The organism is Lysinibacillus sp. VIII_CA (assembly GCF_049943995.1).
In the GTDB taxonomy this organism is placed as follows: domain Bacteria; phylum Bacillota; class Bacilli; order Bacillales_A; family Planococcaceae; genus Lysinibacillus; species Lysinibacillus pinottii.
In genome coordinates, this window is the sequence record NZ_JBNFXM010000009.1 from 160,846 (window position 1) to 179,992 (window position 19,147).

Consider the following 19,147-nt stretch of genomic DNA (forward strand, 5'->3'; position numbering starts at 1 on the left):
TAAACCGGTCGTTTTTACTCCTGGATAGTGGAAACCTAAGGAAATCAAAATAAGGGATGGAAGTAGTGGAACGTTTGAAGTCTTGTTAGAAGAGGTGTGTCAGCACCAGTGAGGCTAATAAGATGGCAGCGGGTTTGTAGTAGTGTGGATCGCTAGCCGTTTGGACTTGTATGGTAATATATGAGAAGAGTAAAACTAGCAGGAGCGAAGAAACCCAGTCAGTGGTAGATCTATAAGAAACTTATTTCCCCAAATTTGTTTCTTTAAAAGTTAAATTCAGAGGCAATCATATTATATGATTGTCTTTTTTTTTATTTTGTATCTACTTAATGAAAGAAAGAAAAATTCTCATGCTAGTTAATATAGAGCGATTCCTTGTAATGTTTATTTATTTTCTTATCTTACCCAATGTTATTTGCTTTTTTAGTACAATCCTTCTGTTAATAGACTAATAACTATGCCATAGAAAACTCTTAAAAGTTTAACTCCTAAAAATACTTGAATAACTTTAATGAAAAAAGGAGATGAATAAGTAAAAATCATTAGGTAGGTTTAATATGGAATTTTATAAAGAAAAAGAAATCTTTTGCTACAGTTGCCGTAAAAAAACTATATTTACTTATAAAGATATGCATAAAAAGAACGGGGTAGATAGCCATTGTAGTGAGTGTTCTGGTATTTGGTTTGAATGGCAAAATAGAGCTGTTGAGAGGGAAATGGAAAAGTGGATACAATATAATAAACATCTTATCAAATGACTAATAGGTTGTTATCAATATTTAATTGAGAAGTTTATGTTAGAAGCTCTGTAAAGAAAGTGTCAGCAGAGCTTTTTTATTATGGATATAATAAGCCTCTTGATAAAAATATTTTATTCTATTGTCTAGTTAAATGTATTAAGTCTAATAGTAATAAATAGACATTCTAGAAATGGAAATTTTTAAGACAAAACTTAAAAGGATTGAATCTATTATTGCACTTAGCTCAAGCCTTTTATTTATTCGCAGCAGGGTAATCATTTTCATCTTTAACTAGAACAATGCTATCATCAATTTCGTTAGAAAAACTAGTGTTGCGATTCCCATTAAAAAAAATAAGTTTTTCAGTGCTATTCAGTCCACTAGAGGACTTTTGAAATTGGTCTTACATTACAAATCATTGTCTATGTAGTTCATGTGGGGAACAAAAAAGTCTTCGAATTCAAGCATTTAGACCGATAAAAACAAAGAGCATAATTTATGAACCAAAGGAACTGTAAAAAAAACATGTATGGAAGGAGGGCGCTGAAAAAGTCGATTTGCCATAGCAATTGTTATACAAATGGACTTTTCAAGTTGGTAAATCTGAAGTGAGCAAGATATATGCTAACGAAAACCGAATTTCTTTAGTACCCTCGAATGGAAGCTTTCTTCTTTTTTAAAGCCTAATTAGTAAATTAATAGTAGGTTTGCGAAAAAAGAATACGGACAATAGTTGTAAGCAAGCATCTTAAAAAAAGCTTGTAAAGCTTATGTAGACAAAGGAGAACCGTTACATGAAAACTGTATTTAAAAGCCTTAAAAGTAAGTTGTATATTTCATTTGGACTTGTATTAATAATCCCCGTTGTTTTAGTTGGGGTATTGTCATACTTATCAGCTAAAGATTCTATAGAAAAGGAAATTCTGCAAAGTGCCAACCAGAGTGTTGGGGTATTAAACAAACTTATAGACAAAACCATCAGTGAAAAAATTAACGAAATTGAAGTCTTTAGTGAGGAAATTAATTCTTCGATGTATGGACAGGGTGAGGTTGCATTAAGATCATCACTTCACCAATACTTTAAACTAAATCCAGATGTCTTCAGCATATATGTTGCAACGAATAGTGGAGCGTTTATTCAAGGAGAGGACGTGTCTACTGCAGAAAACTATAATCCTCTGGATAGAGTTTGGTATAAAGAAGCAGTAAAGCTTCAAGGGAAACCTTTTATAACAGAACCCTACAAAGATGTGAGGACTGAAGAAATGATTGTGACAATTGCTAAGCAGTTAAAAGACCGCTCAGGAGTTGTGGCATTAGATCTTAAACTGGCAGACTTACAAATAACATCAGAATCTATTAGTATAGGAAAAAATGGATATTCTTCTATTTTTGATGAAAACAAAAAAGTTATTTCACATCCTACTTTAGAAGGTGGAGGGGAAGTGAAAGAGAGCTTCTTTAATCAGATATACGAGAAAGAATCTGGGACGTATAATTATGTATATGAAGGTGATAAACGTATAGTATTTTTTACAACGAATAAATTGACGGGCTGGAAAATTACAGGAACCATCTTTTCGAAAGAAATAGATGAATCTGCAGCTTCCATATTGTATACCACTATACTTGTACTAGTCATTGCCATTGTGGTAAGTTTTATAGCCGTTTATTTTGTAGTAAAAGGAATTATTAGACCAATTGGCAATTTAAAAGAAAGTGCAGTGACAATCAGTAAAGGTGATTTAACTGAAAAAGTGAGCATCACATCGAATGATGAAATTGGACAATTAGGCCAGGCGTTCAATGATATGCGTGAAAGTCTTCGAACACTTATAAAGAAAGTAGAAGTCAATGCAGAAGAAGTCGCATCTTCAGCGGAAGAATTAACAGCTAATGCTGATCAAACGAGTTTAGCAACCGAGCAAGTGGCAATTGCTATACAAGAAGTTGCATCTAGTGCAGATACGCAAACTACGAATGTAAACAAAAATGCTGAATCATTAAATGAACTGTCAAAAGCAATTCTTCATGTTGCAGAAATTTCTTCTACTGTTACGGATCTTTCACAGCACGCTACGATACAGGCAGATGAGGGTGGCAAAGCAGTCCAAGATACGAAAGAACAAATGAATTCCATACATCAATCCGTTTCAGAATCAAACACAAAAATTCAAACGTTACATAATCGCTCGCAACAAATTACGTCTATTTTAGATGTGATTACAGGCATTGCTGACCAAACGAATCTGCTCGCTCTCAACGCTGCTATTGAAGCTGCAAGAGCAGGAGAACACGGGAAAGGATTCGCTGTTGTTGCAGATGAAGTACGTAAACTGGCAGAGCAATCCCAACAATCAGCAAAACAGATTTTCGAATTAGTACATGGTATTCAAGCAGATACGGAGCAATCGGTACACATTATGGCCCAAGTTACTAACGACGTACAAAGTGGTTTACGCGTATCGGATGAAGCGATTGCAAAGTTCCAAGTCATCATGACCAGCATGCGACAAATTACGCCGCAAATGCAAGAAGTATCTTCCGCATCAGAACAGATGTCAGCTAGTGTTCAAGAGGTTGCAGCTATTACGGAGGATTTGGCTTTTTCAGCTAAAGGAAATGCTGCTACATCAGAAGAAGTTGCCGCGTCCACAGAGGAGCAATTAGCTTCTATGGAAGAAATTAATGCCTCTGCTCAATCACTCTCTCATATGGCGGATGAGTTAAAATCGCTAATCAACCAGTTTAAATATTAAAGCCTATCTTAGCTAGCCAATTTGAATCGAGTAGAAAGCAGGTGACTCCCCCTCCGACCTCTCAGTCGAGTAAGCCAATGAGGGTTTAACCAAAGGCTCTAACAGAACCGTACGTGAACTCTCAATTCATACGGCTAACTATTAAGAAAACATTTCAAGAGCCCAGTGAGCAACACTCTGGGCTCTCTTTTTGGTGCGCCCGGCAATGCACATGAACTATAGGGTGTAAGGCAAGAATCTCGAAGAAAGAAGTAGAGATTAGCCAAGAGCAAGGGTATCCTTGGTGACGCGGAACCTGAAGGCAAAACACCGGTCCGAGGAACACGAATCTCATAGAAGGCTAGGTATGACTGGATGAGTGTGCCAAACAGCACAAGCATTGCAACAATGGTGCAGCTGTTGCAAGCTTTCATAACGTAAATAACATTATCTACAAATCTTAATATTATTCAAGAGAATCTTTATTAGTGGGGTTCCATTAATGTTTAGTTCTAAAAGAAAAGCTGTCTTATAGCATTTAAAAGGTAGGCGCAGTATGAGTATGAGTATGAACAACACTTCTCATGTACACACCTTCCCTAATCTTTTGTTGTTTTAAACATGTAGCTACTATAAGATTTATTGATAATCATCACAATGCCAATTAACATGAAGTTTGATATAAGTGAACTTCCTCCATAGCTTAAAAATGGCAATGTCATACCAGTTACGGGCAAAAGGCCAATTGTCATACCTATATTTTGTGTGATTTGGAAGGCTAATAAACTAGAAATCCCTGCTCCCATCAACGTCATAAATGGATCTTTTGCTTCTATTGTTATAAGAACAATTCGGTAAATCACAAAAAATAACAAAGTAATGACGAAAGCCCCTCCAATGAAACCGAGTTCTTCAGCGATGTTTGCAAAAATGAAATCGGTATGCTTTTCCACGACATAGACATTATTCTTCATGTATCCTTTTCCGGTAAACTGTCCCGAACCAATTGCCAAAAACCCTTGTCTTGTTTGAAAAGATGAGTCCGGATATTCATTAGGTTGCAACCATCCTTGAATTCGAGAAATTTGATGCCCTGATAGTTTATTTAAAATGTTGTTTGTAAAAAATTCATTATACTTTACATATAAAATAGTCACAATGCTGAGAATTGATACTGGAATGGCTGTAAAGATAATAAGCAATTTTTTTTGTATACCTGAAAAGAAAAGCATAGGAATAAGCATCGACATATAGATCATTGTCATGCCTGTATCTGGCTGTTTGTAAACAGCGAGCATAGGGGGAAAGGTGATAGCCGCAATTATTATGAGGAGTCGCATATCCGTTAAAAAGGTAGGGTGCACATATTTTTCTCGATGTGAAACGATGACCTTACTGACAACGATTAAAAGCGCGAATTTTAAAAACTCTGACGGTTGAAATGATCCTAAAGCTGGAATTTGGTACCAGCGCTTCGCCTCATTTACCGTTCGGGCTATACTTTCGGGTGCAATAAATAAGCAAAATGTTAACAAGACCATTGCCCAATAAAATGGCCAGGAGACTTTTTTTAGCTGCTCGATATCAAGCGTCGCTACACCATACATCACTAAAAAACCTATTAGGTAATAGAATAACTGCTTAACAATAAATGAGCTTGTATACTGCTCAAATACCGTACTACTGGAATGGACAAACAAACAACTAATGAAACCGAGTAATGACAAGCTAATTACTAAACTTTTATCTAATTTATTGATTTGTAACATTTAAATACCTCCTTTTTAGCGATCAAACTATTAGAAGAACGCTAGAGGTATAGATAAGGTTGCGAGTTTAAGGAATATTCTAAATGTTTTTAAAAAATAACCAATTACACCATTTTTTGGTTTTACATTTTATTCTATTCGAGTTCGTCAAATGGGGCTGCTTGGGGCAGAAAATCTTCGTACAATCTTTACAAAAACAGATCACTGGCTTTATATTTTCATCTATTATGGTGGGTACCAGTTGGAGTTATTATCTTTCCAATGGTTATCCAAAAATCACGGCAATCTTAAGACAAGTTTGGGTCGTGAATCATAAGGCTGTGCAACGTATCATGCAAAAGTATGGTTGGCCATGTCGTGTAAAAGTTAAAAAACGTAAACAAACAGGACAACCACATTACGTGGCTAATAATCTGATGAATCGTGAATTTACATCACAAAAACGCTTGGAGAAACTTCTTATAAATATTACCAACTTACCTTTTGGCGGGAAAACGTTAGATCTATCTAGTATACTCGATTAATTTAATGGTGAAATTATTGCTTATACGATGTCTGATACTCAAAATGTAAACCTTGTGTTAGATAAACTTCAGCAAATTACCTGTTTTACCGCAAGGTTGTCTTTTACACAGTGATCAGGGGTCGGTTTATACAAAGGGCATTATCATGAGCATGTCCCGTAAAGGAACGCCCGCTGATAATGCCCCAATTGAATCGTTTCATGCGACACTCAAAGCAGAAACTTTTTATCTAGACGGATTAACTCGAGCTACAACGGTCATTGTAGATCAAACGTAAGAGATTATATAAATTATTATTACAATACTCGAATTCAATTGCAATTAAACAACCAGTCTCCAATTAATGATCGGAAACTGGTAGGGTGATGCTTTTTTGAGACTGCCTCACTTATGGGGTTCAGTCCCATATTGTCGTTAAGCTTTTTTCTATAGTTCAAAGCAGAGCAAATGAAACGGTAAATGAATTTATTCCATTTGAAGCTATTATAAAGGTTTGAAAAGAAAAAAATGGAGATGTAGCTGCAAATCGAAAATCTCCAAAATAAAGAGCTACGAGCTACCGGCATCTATTGATGATTCTCAACACTTTGAATAAAAGAAAATTATGATCTAGGAAAATATAAGTTTATTCAAACTTATTAGATTGTCAAAGCAATAAAGTCTTGTTCTTTTGGCGACTTTATTTAAATATAGTTGTAATGAGTGTAGGGCTCCAGTATTTCTTATTGACCATTATAATTCTTTTTTTCATTTTAATTTATCCCATTCAACTGAATAATACTATCTATTAAACCGGGGCCTGGAAAATCAGCAGCGATAATCCCAACATGATTCAGCCCACTTTTTTGAATGAATTCAGTTCCCATTGTATTCATTCCACCGTAAAACACTTGGTCATTCATATCACGAGGGAAATCCGTCCATTCATTTGTAGCATTTTTTTGAATCAGCTTTTGATTGCTATTTGTATTGCGACTTTCTTTCCCACTTGCAACAAACCAAGGATAGAAATTAGTTAATAATGCTAATCCGCCTCCTGTCCCACTAAAGTGGTTCAAATAGATTTTTCCATTTTGCGAGTTATTATTTGCCTGTAGAAGATGAGCTTTCACTGAATTCCATTTATCATATATTCCGTTTGGTCCGATACCGACTTCAAACTTATCTTGAATATATAAAGAATCATAGTTAATACCATATGTTTGAGAGGCTGTGAAATTTTGTAGTATTACAATTTTACCTCGGACATCTTCTAGTTTCGGATTATTTCTTTCTGAAGATGCTACAGAATCTGGGTCCCAAAAATAAGGAGCATTACGCTCTTTATAATTGTTAAATATTTGTTCGAATGATTGTGAGCCGGTTTCGGGATCAGTGTCTTCTTTTAAACGCATTAAAATTGTTTCATTCGGATGATCTTTTAAAAATTGAATTATCTCTTGTAATACATCCTCAAACATTGCTTTTTGATAAACAATTCCATGATGCATTGCGAAGGAATCCTTAACACATTTCACTCGCATGTCTACATAACGAATACCCGAATTTAATTGCTGTGAAAGGTTCATGGTTTGATTCCTAGTCAAATCTTCATCAAAAACACTTATTCCATGTAAAGCCATAGAACCATGAGTTCCTGGAATAGATAGCTCGCTTATTTTTTTTGAACCCTCTATTTCTGACATCCAGGTTGAATTCTGATAGCCTATATTTGATTCATATGAATAACCAGGGTGACTATCAGCAAATACAGTAGAAGTTGTACATAAATTTGCCAATATTACACAAGTAAGAATGCTAAATTTTAAGACGCTCCTCATGCTATCTCTCCTTTTTTAAACTAAATAATCTCATATAATAAAATGTGTAATTATACATATTTATCTCAACAAAATGATGAGATATATTTTTTTACAAACAAAACAGGAGTCTTAAACAAGACTCCTATTTGTAACATACAATGGTAAAGTAGCACGGATCTTTTACGGATTCGTCAACAGTTATAAATGAGATACATTCGTTTAATAATTGATGTCAGTTACATTCCTAGAAAGGTCTATTCCTCGTTAAAGGTTAAACTAACGATAGTAGCAATAGATTGTGCTGCATGTTCCCAACTACCATCGATCACTCTCCCAATTTGTTGACCAAGTGTGTTTAAATCATTTGGATTAACAGGAATCCCATTATATGCAGCAATAATAGATAAAAGTGGTGCTGCAAATGGTGTAAAGCCACCTCTATCAATATAAAATTTAGGCGTATCAGTTACTTTTCCATCTTTTACTGTAAATTCATAGTAAAATTGATCATCTGGACGAAGAGTTAAATGATGAGAGATTTGGCCCTTAACATATTGTTTTCCGCCGCCTAAATTTACTACTTCAACTGGTTTTACATTGAATTCATGTTCAAATACTTTAATTTTTTTTACTTCTGGACCATATAAAGCAGCATTTACAGCTATTTCTAAATTACTCTGTGAGAACGGTTGAATACTCTTTTGTGATTCTTGTTGTTGAATAGGAGCATTTGTTTCTGCGGCAGACGCCAATGTAGTAGGTAATGCACTTGTAGCTAATGTGGCTACCATTGCTGCTGTGACTAACATTTTTTGTTTTTTCTTCATTATTTTTATCCCCTTTTTCGATAATATTGTATACCATTTAAAATGCGCGCCATTTAAACAAATGATATATAGATATGATAACCTTCTTCACAAATTCCCTCAATTTTCATATTAAGTAACTCATAACCACTTTTATATATAAATTTATCACTTAAAAATCCCCTCTTATTTACTTTAAATGGCATATAATCCAAATAAAACACTATGATAACGATTGAAAAAATAGTATAAGGGAAGATAAATGACACAAATTTGAAATATGTTTAAAGTATAAAGATGACAAATTATAATTTAAAGTGACATACTTGGCTGAAATTTTGAAAGAAGCTAGAATTAATAAGCGAGAAAATAAGGTAATCAGTCGGAATAAACGTTTCTGCTCTAAGTGTCTCATGAAACGTTTCGATTGGGGCATTATCAGAGGGCATCCTTTACGGGACATGCTTATGATAATGCCTTTTGCTTTGATGGCTTGTTGGTACGCTGTAGAAGTATAAATCGATCCATGGTAGCTGTGTAAAACCACCTTGCAGTAAAACGGATAATGCTGTAGATTATCTAACACAAGGTTTACATTTTGAGTATCAGACATCGTTTAAGCAATAATTTCACCATTAAATATACTTGATAGATATGTATTGAATTAGGTGGACTGAACTAGGTTTAAATCTTCTTATTATGCAAAGAATTCATATTTTCTGTTTAGAAAAGGAAAATATTTTGGGGATTTATGGTGGAAAACATTTGCTAAATGAATTAAAATCATGAGTTAAACAGAATTAATGAAAAAAATATACAAGGAGGTATTCAATAAGCTCTTAGTCTTAAAGTATGTTTTTTTAAAAAATTATAATATTTTATTAACTATTTTTGTGACAATTAGAAAGTCTGATGAATGCTTAAAAGTAAAAAATTAGTAAAGTGTCGTTGGAATTACGTACATACTATGACTAGAATCAAAAATACGCGTTACAAAATACGCTTTAAGGTATAAATTTTGCTATTATTACAGAATATTTGCTAGATTTAGCGAAAAACACTATTGTTTTTAGTGAGACAGAGTTATTTTTGCATAAATTGACCTTAATAGGCGTAGTTTGAAACAGGACGCTTATACCAATTAATTGATATTCGAGACAAATACATGGACATTCATAAAGTTCATTTCTTGATTTTTTTAGTTGGTATGGTAATACAAAATACCACGGTCTTAACAACATGAATACAAAAGCATATGCAGCAGGATATCAAATTGTATTTGATCAAACATATTATTCGGAAGGTAATGATTCTTATAGTGAATACGGTAACGGAAGAATATGAGCCTCTATGTTAATAGACAATCATCCCGATGTTAGCAATAACGTAGCGGATATTTCCTTTTTATTGCCACCAACTGCTAATAAATAGGGATTATTTGATTAAACCCTCTTTTCCAAGCTATTAATTCTATATCGTTTTTTATTATGCAAAGTCAAAAGAATTTACCCATTAATTATTCTGTAATTATCTTATAGTGGGCTACAATTATATAGTGAATTAACTAATATAGAATAATAAAAATTTTTATTTCTGTGAAGATTTTCATTTTACAATAATAATATGTATGTTTGTAACAAAGGAAAGTAGGAGGGAAAATGAGAAATTTTTTCGAAGATCAGTATAAGTATAATGGGGAGAATCAAATAATAAACTTAGTTAGTGAAATTAGTGAATACAAAGGAAAGTTAACGGCTTATCAAGAACAAAGATCGGATATATTTACTAGACTGGAAAATGCTATGCCAATACAATACATAAAAAACTATGTTTCAATTTATGAGGATATAAAAGTTTCCAATAAACGATTAAAAGAACTTATTTTAGGAGATATAATACCCCAGTCGATCTCAGAAGATGCGATATTTTGTTACTATGAAACTCTGACGCTTGTGCGTGAAAAATCTAATGTTTTTACTATTAGTCCAGATACTATACAAGAATTGCATTTTCAATTAATTCATTTTATTACCTCGGATGGTGCAAAATGGAGACAAAAACCATTTTCTATCCCCGGAATACTGGAGAATGGGATGTACACGAAGGTTTATCGTCCTCTTCCACCTGAAAAAATTCAAGTGGCTGTAGAACAATTATGCGACCAGTATAATTTATTAAACTGTAAAAAAGAATGTCCTACTATTCTACTGATAGCTTATTTTATATTCAATCTTTATTGCATAATTCCATTTAGTCAAGGCAATGGGAGAGTGACTATAATGTTAATGCAATTATTACTAATAAAAAGCGGCCATACATTTGTAAAATATGTTTGTTTAGATGAACATATAAAGAAAAGAGAATCAGAATACTATGAAGCAATCTATAAATCATCAGCAAATTGGTATTGTAATGAGCATAATAGTAGCTTTTGGTTAAAAATATTCTTAACAATTATTTTAGATGCTTATAAAAATCTACATAATAGAGTTAAGGATTCTATAAGTAGACAGACTAAGATAGAGAGAATTCAGAATTTTGTTCTTAATCACGAACAACCTTTCACAAAAGAATGCATTCGGAGTATGTATCCTGATATAGCCGAAAGAACAATTAGTAAAGCTTTAAATGATTTACAATTATTAGGCGAAATTAAGCTTGTTTCAAAAGGGAGAAATGCGTGCTGGATGAAAGTGTAACCTTAAAAGTATGGGATTAGAACCAACAACCCAGAATTACTTAAAGCAGCCTTTGAGGATTGTATATCAAAGTTGTCTGTTTTTTATAAACAACAAAAAAGCGGCTAACTAAATTCAGTAAGCCACTACAATGATCATTCAACATTTGAAATACTCAAAATTCCAATAAATGAAATTTATGAATGTCCGTGTCCGTTTCGGATATCAATTAATTAGGTTGAGCGTCCATTTTCAGACTACGCCTAGTAAGGGCCAATTTATGCAGAAGACTTTGTTCTCCGATTTCGTCATACAACTGTTCTCCATGTCTTTAGCCATGTACATTATATTCACCAATTAAATTTTATAAACATAAGTTTTCTTAATAGGAGTAGCCTAGGCTCTTGAATACTATGAACTATGAAACTGATTCAGATACTAAAAAAATAAATTATTAAAAAGGTCTTGATTCCACTAAAATGGGGTTTGCTGGATTTGTAACATCTAAAATATCGACCTCTAGTGTACTACCCATTACACCTTCGAATTTACCAGTCCCTTGTGCTTTTACTATAACTCCACCAGTACTTGGAAAGTAATTGAATTCTATTCCATTTAAATCATTTTTCTGAGCATTAGTCAGTTCATACCAAAATTGAGCCGTATATTTGCTCCATGTATGATTTTCCCAATAATGACCATTTGGTGCACGATATACAGCAGTCCCTTTTATTGTAGTCATAGGATTGACTCCTTCACCAGTAAACGAAACATCACCCCAAAAATTTAATTGTTTTAAAACAGCGACTGCTTTATATTTTTTACCCGATGGCACTCTTATATTTTGTGAAGGTGCTGTTAATGTTCTTGTCACGCTCTTTGTAGTTGTGTTTGTAGTAGAAGAATTAAATTCTGCATTTAATTTTAAACCTTCTACTAATAGAGGAACTTTAAAAAATAGGTCACCAGACCCTCCAACTTTAAAACCATTTTGTGTCGCTGTCGATGTTGTTTCTTGTACACTCTCACTGTAACTAATTGTTGTAAGTATCTGTTCTAGAGGAGTTTTTGTATTATCAAGTTGGCCTACTGTTACGTAATTAATCGTTGTTGAATCATAGTTAAGATTATTTAATGTATTACTCGTAATACTAAAGTTTAGCTCTGTCTCAACACTATCTGGGGCTGGATTAAAAATTAGTGGAAGTCCTTTTGAATAGTATTTTGTTCCAGCTATTTCATTAGTATAATAGTATTTTCCGATTTTGTTCAATTCAGATTGAACATCTTTAATACCTACTGCGTTTGCTTGTTCATTAATGCTTATACTAGTTGGAGTATTTTCTGCTAGAACACCTTGTTCTTGAGAAGTACTAATATGATTTGCACTAGCTAAACTTGGGGATGCTAAAGCAAATGTGGTTCCTATAGATGCAATTGCAGCTATAGTTAAAGTTTTTTGCACTAAATAGTTCCTCTTTTTCATAGATATCTTCTCCTTTTCGTTTTTTTTCTGCCACACTAAAAATAATAGTTTTCTTCACATAATTGAGCAAATATTCTGTAATTTGAACGAAATCCTTATCTAAAAGCGCAATTTGTTAACGCGTATTTTGGATTCTAATGATATTAAGTACGTAATTCCAACGACATTATACTAATTTATTCATTTTTAAGAGGTCATAAGGTTTTTTAATTGTCACAAAAAAGGAGGCACGTACTCATTTACTTGAAGCTGAATTTACAATTTCCATTTTTAGAAGCTATACGAGATGAAAAGGAAGGCGAAGAAACAACTAATTTAAAACTAAGTAGAAAGTATCAAGCTATTTACGATACTTTTCTGCTGTATTGGTTAAAAATATGACACGTTATTATAATATTTAGCATATATAAGTCAAAGTGCTTATTATAACTGGCTCCAAAATAGTAAGAAACAAGCGATACATGAAAAGAGCAGATTTTCAGGGCTACGTACTATTAAAGACGATTTATGAAAAAGTGGGTTATAGAGGACTTTACATTGCACTAGAAAGAACTACTTCAAATTCCGATGAATCATAAAATAATTAAACGATTAATACATAAATTCAATTTATATTCGAAAGTAAGACATACAAATCCTTATACACGAGAAATCATTGTTTATGAAGTATAGACAGGTTTATCCATGGAGTTTGTTAATTGTACGATAAAGAATTAGAAGAACATTTTAATGACAGTGGACATCCAGAAACGATGATTCATTCAAATCAAGGTTTCCATTATACACACCCAGCATTTCAAAAAGGGGTTAAAGATATGTGATTACTTCAGTCAATGTTTAACCAAGGAAACTGCCTAGATAGTTTACCAATGGAGTAGTGCCCCATTCCTATTAGTGATAGTATTTTTCTGATAAAGATTGTAGGTGTTGAAGTACTTCTTGACATATCATATAACGCATAAGGAGCTTTCCCTTGCAGGCATAGATTTTTGAAAGTCCAGCATGCTGTGTATAGTTTTCCTGTAATAGCTAATGAATCCAAGACATGATAAATCCAAGAGGACCTCCAAAATACCCTCCAAATACAGTTTTACACACCACGGTACTAAATCCAAAAATCCATGCTACGATTAAATTCTCATACTCTTCACTAACAGATTTTTTAATGAGTGGAAGAATACACTCGAGTCCATTAACAATACAAATACGTCTCAAAAACATCCACAGAATAATCTCCAGTGCAATATGTAACGTAAATCGAGTGTTTATTCGCATAATGAATTCTCTTTTGGTGGTATAACTTTATATCCAATTCCCCTTAAATTTACGATAATTTTTAGATTGCGCGTATCATCCCCAGGCTTTTTCCTTAGCTTTGAAATATGGATCGTTACGATTTTCTCCTCGCCATACACATCATTTCCCCACACGAATTCATAGAGCTGTGAAGTTGCAAAAATGCGATTTGTATTTTTACAAAAGAAATGTAGTAGCTCTAGCTCCTTAGCTGTACAGTCGACGAGCGGATTGTTAACGATTAATGTAGCAGATTCAGGATTAAGGGCAAAGTCACATATTGTTCTATACATATATTTTTTAGTTAAATTTGTTGTCTTTTGCATAGCAAGTACAGTAAAATGACAAATATGAATAAAATTAGAAATAAAAGTATTATTATGTAGGTGGGTGATTAATAAGTAAATAAAAGTAAAATATGGTATATATATTTGGATTGAGTTGTGGTGAAATACGTCTTTAAACGAGTCTACTAACCACTCGTATTTTTTATATACTAAACTTTTAATATTAAAGAAAAGACTAGATGCTACTATGAGTATAATTTTATTTTTATTAAAACAGATACAGCTATTCCGAAAAAAACAAATCTGCAATAAGTTGGCGAACGTGCAACAACATACATATACAGATAGTAAGCTCAGCGATGACGTAGAACACAATTTCGAGTGTATGATGAGCCGAAAAGCATTGTTTTCTTAGGAATCGTGTTTTCTGTAGTTAAAATAACGGTTTGCTTTTTCTACTTGGCGTTGAATAAAGCACTTGGATTGTTGTAGTAAATAGAGCTCATTCAAGGGACTTTTCCGCAGGGAATGTCTGAGTGTTGTGAGGTGCTTTGGATGGCAACTAATCGCAGGAATTTGAGTTAGTTTTCCCTTAAAACCAATCTCGACACCCATAAATAAAGTGTCTCAAATGACGCAAAATAGGTTTAGGAAAATAAAGTGGGAACTGACAATTAGAAAAATCTTTGTTGATTTGTTGTTTAGAAATTTTCATTCTAACCAATAATTGGCGTTCTACCTTTTTCGTGTTAATTATTTAAAGTTAATTTACTCATGTGAGTTAGTAATAACAGGAGGAGATTCAATGTTTATCGTATTTTTTATTCTATTAATCTTAATTATCATTACTACAATTTTTGTATTTAGCTTTTTGTTAAAGAAAAAACCGCTCATTACCGTGCTTGTACTTGCGTTGATATGTGTGACTGCTCTATTAACAAAGCCTTCAGAAACTATGTACTATAAAGCATTGGCAAATAAACATGGCCTGCAATGCGACGATAACGGCACATGTACAGCTGGTCAACACATTTATACGGTCCAGCAGTTTAGCAGCCACAATTTAGGTCTCTTTACAACGTATCATTTAAAAATGACTTATGGCGGTGGTACACATTTGCGTGAAATTGATAGCATTGGCGCCTTCTACAATATTTTTACGTATACCAATAGATAAGATTCTGGCATATAGGTAGTCTTACTATTCTAGCTTCAATTAACACGTTCTTATTAAATTTAAGGGCCTAGTTTATCCTTTGGAACAAAAAGCAGATTAATTATTTTTAAATACAACAGGTTAACAGTACACACTGGAATATGCTTATCTTATAACCCATAATAAATAACATTCCCAAAAAAAGTTAGGGAATCAGCCAAACCCTCTATTCAATTGAATGGGGGGTTTGGCTGATTAAGAGTAGTATGAAAAGTATCGTACTCGTAAAAAACGGAAATTCTGTAAGGGATTTTGGTTCGGTTAAGTAGACCAAAACTCGGTAGACCCCCTAAGGGAGGTGAGGTCAAAGGTAAACAAAAACAGACTAAAGGGGAGTTGAGGGCTGATCGTGATGCAATTGAAGGAGAGTTTAGTGAAGGCAAGTGCAAGTTATTACCTGGACCTATATTCAAGTACGCCTTCAAGGGCACTACAATTTTTCTACATGAAAATTAAAAAGTCCTTCGGAATAAATTTTGGCCAATTTTCTATCGATGCATCATTCTAAAAATATATGCTACATATTATCGTAGGAGAATATGGGGAGCTACTTGGCTGAAATCATTCAGTAGCGTCTTTATAAAAATTGTAAATTATTATCGGATAAGATAATAATCATGTGTGATTGGTATAACTGATTCTTAATTTTACCTTTTTATTTATTTATAGTTTATTTTTACCATTTATTGTGATATATTCTAAATAAGAATCGATTCGAAAAATTGCAAAGAGTTAAAGAAATACTAATTTTTTAAAGGAGTAATATTATGAAAAATAAAATTGTTAAAATGTCTGCTATTGCTGTCCTTTCTATTAGTCTTTTTAATGCTGGGACTAATGCTAGTCTTGCAAATAGTAAAGAAGATAGTTTTGAACAACTTGTTCAAAAGCTGGAAGAGACAAAAAATTATATTCAGTCTGGTATTGAATTATCAATTAACGAAAGAGACCAACTTTCAATAGAGAATTACAATATGTTACATGACTATTTAGAAGAAAATCCAAACATTGATCATGAAAAAAAAATATCAATTGTAGATCAAGTAAATGACCTTGATGTTATAATATATGATTCTCAATTAGAAAATAACTCAATCAGTTATACAAATAGTGATGATACTGTTATTTCTCCATTTGCTTTAGAGATTGGTGGTGGAACTTCTAGATATAAAGGAGATATTTTAATTAGTAACGTCGCTAAATCTTATGATGTTATTCGACATGGACATACTGCGTTAATGAGTACAATTCCTAATTACGTTGTTGAAGCTGTTCGTTCAGGGGTTACACATAATCCTGCTTCTGTGTATTGGGGTCAGGCACATATAAATGATGAAGAATTATACTATGTTAAAGATGCCCCTGATTCTGCATATTTAGCAGCATATCAATTTGCGGTTGATCAAGTAGGTGAACCATATAATGTGAAAACTGGTTTTGACAATAATGATGAATGGTATTGTTCAAAACTTGTATACAAAGCTTGGCAATCTGCTGGTTATAGAGTTGGACCAAAAATGGGTCCTGTATTGCCGATTGACATTGCTGCTAGTGGTAATACAATAAAATATTCTAATGTGCCCAAAAATATGTTCTAAGATTTATTACATATATGGTTGTCTTAGAAGGGGTATTTTAATAAAAAAATGCCCAAATAGCGAAAGCAGAAACGTTGATTTAACAACATTTCTGCTTTTCGATTTTCACATAAAATTACTTCAAAAAGGGCTTTTTAGACAGTCCTAAATAATTATTTTGAAACATAGGTGAATATATGAAATTATCTAAGTTTTTTACATTTTTTATTATTTTATTTTTACTTTCAGGTTGTGAAGAAACTATAATAGATAACGAACGAAAAAAAGAAACAGATGAAATAGATATTATTGAAATTAATGATATTACAAATTTCACAACTGATAGACAGGGTGATTATTTAGTGTTTAATTTAATGGATCCTATTGCAGAAAAAGGATATATACAAGAATTTAATTCGAATGGTGAAATTATAAAACGCTATGAGATTTCGGATAGACTTTTCGCTCCTTCTAACATTTATTTTTTCCAAAATAAATACTATTTTGCTAGTAGTGGATATTCAGGCGATTCTAAAGTCATGTCGTACAACCCAAATAATTCGAAAATCTCGTTTATTAATACAGGTCAAAATGATTTTGTAGAAAGATTCTATATGGATGACGATTCAAAATTTATTATGACAAATATGGATAAAAATTTAGATAATAAATTTTGCAAAATTGGACCCAATAAGTGTATTGAATTCCCTGAAAATTACAGAATACATGATATCACAATACTTGAAGGTGCTCCAATTGTAGTAGGGATTGTAAAAGATGCACAAGAAAATAGTGAAGATATTTTAAAAATAAGGAAATATAGTGAGGACTTAGAAATTATAGATGAAGTTAATTTAAACCAGTATCCTAATTATTTTTCTTTTACTGGTAAAAATAATAAACTATATTTATTTATGTATAGTGGAGATATTGTAGAAATAAGTAGTGATTTAAAAGTAAGCACTTTTTCTTCTGACTTTTCAGCTATAATGGATGATATAGTTAATATAGAATTCAAAAAAAACCTAATGCTAGAGAATGGAGATATTTTGATAAATATTGTATTAAACGCTATTAATCAAAAATTAAATTTTATAGTAAAAGTATCATTTAGTACTGGTTCTCCTCAAATGGAGATATTAGAAAATACAGCTAATAAAAATCTATTAAATGTTGATTATGACGCCAATGAATTTTATACAGCTTCTTATGAAGATGATAAAAACGTGATCTCTGTATGGGATTCAAAAACTTTAAAAATAAAAAATAAGTTTAAGCTTGATAGTATATATAGCGTTTATTTAGTAGATAAGTTAAACTAGTCTAAATTAAATTTTGATATGCCAAATTCCGTTTCTAAACAACCATAATTCAATACACAACACAAGTAATAAAAAACATTCTAGTAATAACCAATAATTTATACAGATTTTAGATCTGTTTTATTTAGCGAGGGCACTAAGCCCCTTCTTCACGAATAGAAGAGGGGTTTTCCAAATGCTTGGGTTTCTTCTACGATGAAATCAACGTTTTCAGCAAAATGCAGGCAGAAATTTAAGCCTTGTTATTGCAAAATTAGTAGATCGTGATACAGTTGAGTTGAAATTTAATTCAGGTATTGTAGAAGCATCTAAAGCTGCAATTTCTAACATCATTGGAGTAACTGGTCAAGCAGTTGAGAGTAAATCTAAAGGCAAAACTAATTGATTCATGTTATAATTTTTAAACATAAGGATCCTTCTTTCTGTATAATTTTGTTGTGGTGACTTAATTTTATCAGAAGTGATCCTTATTTTTTATGAAAAAATTTCACAGGCTTTTTAATTTAGAGGTGAGTTTTGTCCCAGCCTCTTCTTACGATTAGTCAACCTTATTTAAAGAATAATTTATATTTTTATGAGTGTTAGTGGTGAGGGATAGCCCTCACCACTAACACTCATTTTTAGAAACACCAAAAAGACCTGACGATTTTTATTTTTTTCGAAAGGTCATTATGATATAGTTCTATGTAGGTATTACGATTTCTGAGCTGGTAGTGCGGACTCATAATCGTAAAGAATGCCACGCGTCAGTAACTGAAATGTCACTTTTAGAAACTTATTGATGCTGGCGATGATCGCAACCTTATGAGGCTTCCTCAGAGGTTGCTTTTTTAATTTGTAGTAATAGTCCACAAAATGATTCGGTTTTCCTTTAGCCATAAGCATGGCGCACACCATAAAATATAA

10 protein-coding genes and 4 pseudogenes are annotated in these 19,147 nt (G+C 32.7%); 8 read left to right on the top strand and 6 right to left on the bottom strand.

Annotation, left to right across the window (positions count from 1 at the left end; genetic code table 11):
- Positions 1 to 557 precede the first annotated feature (557 nt).
- On the top strand, positions 558 to 758 hold the full coding sequence (locus ACP3VS_RS14180) for a hypothetical protein (protein ID WP_099806134.1): 201 nt from the start codon (positions 558 to 560) through the stop codon (positions 756 to 758).
- A 776-nt stretch (positions 759 to 1,534) separates the two neighbouring features.
- Positions 1,535 to 3,499, top strand: a complete 1,965-nt coding sequence (locus ACP3VS_RS14185) for a methyl-accepting chemotaxis protein (RefSeq protein ID WP_426388992.1) — start codon at positions 1,535 to 1,537, stop codon at positions 3,497 to 3,499.
- 578 nt (positions 3,500 to 4,077) lie between these two features.
- Here ACP3VS_RS14185 and ACP3VS_RS14190 read toward each other — a convergent pair.
- Positions 4,078 to 5,247, bottom strand: a complete 1,170-nt coding sequence (locus ACP3VS_RS14190) for an FtsW/RodA/SpoVE family cell cycle protein (protein WP_012292857.1) — start codon at positions 5,245 to 5,247, stop codon at positions 4,078 to 4,080.
- A 263-nt stretch (positions 5,248 to 5,510) separates the two neighbouring features.
- On the opposite strand from ACP3VS_RS14190, the pseudogene ACP3VS_RS14195 reads away from it, so the two are divergent.
- Positions 5,511 to 6,137, top strand: a pseudogene (locus ACP3VS_RS14195) (IS3 family transposase); the annotation flags it as partial.
- A gap of 389 nt (positions 6,138 to 6,526) precedes the next feature.
- On the opposite strand, the pseudogene ACP3VS_RS14200 reads toward ACP3VS_RS14195, so the two are convergent.
- Both ACP3VS_RS14200 and ACP3VS_RS14205 read right to left on the bottom strand, forming a co-directional pair.
- Positions 6,527 to 7,591: pseudogene (locus ACP3VS_RS14200) on the bottom strand (phosphatidylinositol-specific phospholipase C); the annotation flags it as partial.
- Between the two features lie 236 nt (positions 7,592 to 7,827).
- The gene (locus ACP3VS_RS14205; protein WP_012292861.1) at positions 7,828 to 8,400 is read right to left on the bottom strand and encodes a hypothetical protein; all 573 of its coding nucleotides are present in this window, start codon (positions 8,398 to 8,400) and stop codon (positions 7,828 to 7,830) included.
- Between the two features lie 1,637 nt (positions 8,401 to 10,037).
- On the opposite strand from ACP3VS_RS14205, the gene ACP3VS_RS14210 reads away from it, so the two are divergent.
- Complete coding sequence (locus ACP3VS_RS14210; protein WP_031417543.1) at positions 10,038 to 11,078, top strand: Fic family protein; 1,041 nt, start codon at positions 10,038 to 10,040, stop codon at positions 11,076 to 11,078.
- Between the two features lie 433 nt (positions 11,079 to 11,511).
- Here the strand turns inward: ACP3VS_RS14210 and ACP3VS_RS14215 are convergent, their stop codons facing one another.
- Positions 11,512 to 12,543, bottom strand: a complete 1,032-nt coding sequence (locus ACP3VS_RS14215) for an ETX/MTX2 family pore-forming toxin (RefSeq protein WP_051563179.1) — start codon at positions 12,541 to 12,543, stop codon at positions 11,512 to 11,514.
- A gap of 218 nt (positions 12,544 to 12,761) precedes the next feature.
- Between ACP3VS_RS14215 and ACP3VS_RS14220 the strand changes: the two are divergent.
- Positions 12,762 to 13,361: pseudogene (locus tag ACP3VS_RS14220) on the top strand (IS3-like element ISBsp3 family transposase); the annotation flags it as partial.
- Between the two features lie 447 nt (positions 13,362 to 13,808).
- Here ACP3VS_RS14220 and ACP3VS_RS14225 read toward each other — a convergent pair.
- Positions 13,809 to 14,165 carry a winged helix-turn-helix domain-containing protein gene (locus tag ACP3VS_RS14225; protein ID WP_416277911.1) on the bottom strand — a complete coding sequence of 119 codons (357 nt, stop codon included), beginning with the start codon at positions 14,163 to 14,165 and terminating at the stop codon, positions 13,809 to 13,811.
- A 766-nt stretch (positions 14,166 to 14,931) separates the two neighbouring features.
- Here ACP3VS_RS14225 and ACP3VS_RS14230 point away from each other — a divergent pair.
- The 3 genes from ACP3VS_RS14230 to ACP3VS_RS14240 all read left to right on the top strand — a co-directional run bounded on the left by ACP3VS_RS14230 (position 14,932) and on the right by ACP3VS_RS14240 (position 18,241).
- Positions 14,932 to 15,303: a hypothetical protein gene (locus ACP3VS_RS14230; RefSeq protein ID WP_289449466.1), complete on the top strand. Its 372-nt coding sequence runs from the start codon at positions 14,932 to 14,934 to the stop codon at positions 15,301 to 15,303.
- Positions 15,304 to 16,109: 806 nt separating this feature from the next.
- Positions 16,110 to 16,940 carry a YiiX/YebB-like N1pC/P60 family cysteine hydrolase gene (locus ACP3VS_RS14235; RefSeq protein WP_289449464.1) on the top strand — a complete coding sequence of 277 codons (831 nt, stop codon included), beginning with the start codon at positions 16,110 to 16,112 and terminating at the stop codon, positions 16,938 to 16,940.
- Positions 16,941 to 17,116: 176 nt separating this feature from the next.
- Complete coding sequence (locus ACP3VS_RS14240; RefSeq protein WP_289449462.1) at positions 17,117 to 18,241, top strand: hypothetical protein; 1,125 nt, start codon at positions 17,117 to 17,119, stop codon at positions 18,239 to 18,241.
- Positions 18,242 to 18,934: 693 nt separating this feature from the next.
- Here the strand turns inward: ACP3VS_RS14240 and ACP3VS_RS14245 are convergent.
- Positions 18,935 to 19,147 (bottom strand): annotated as a pseudogene (locus ACP3VS_RS14245) (IS110 family transposase); the annotation flags it as partial.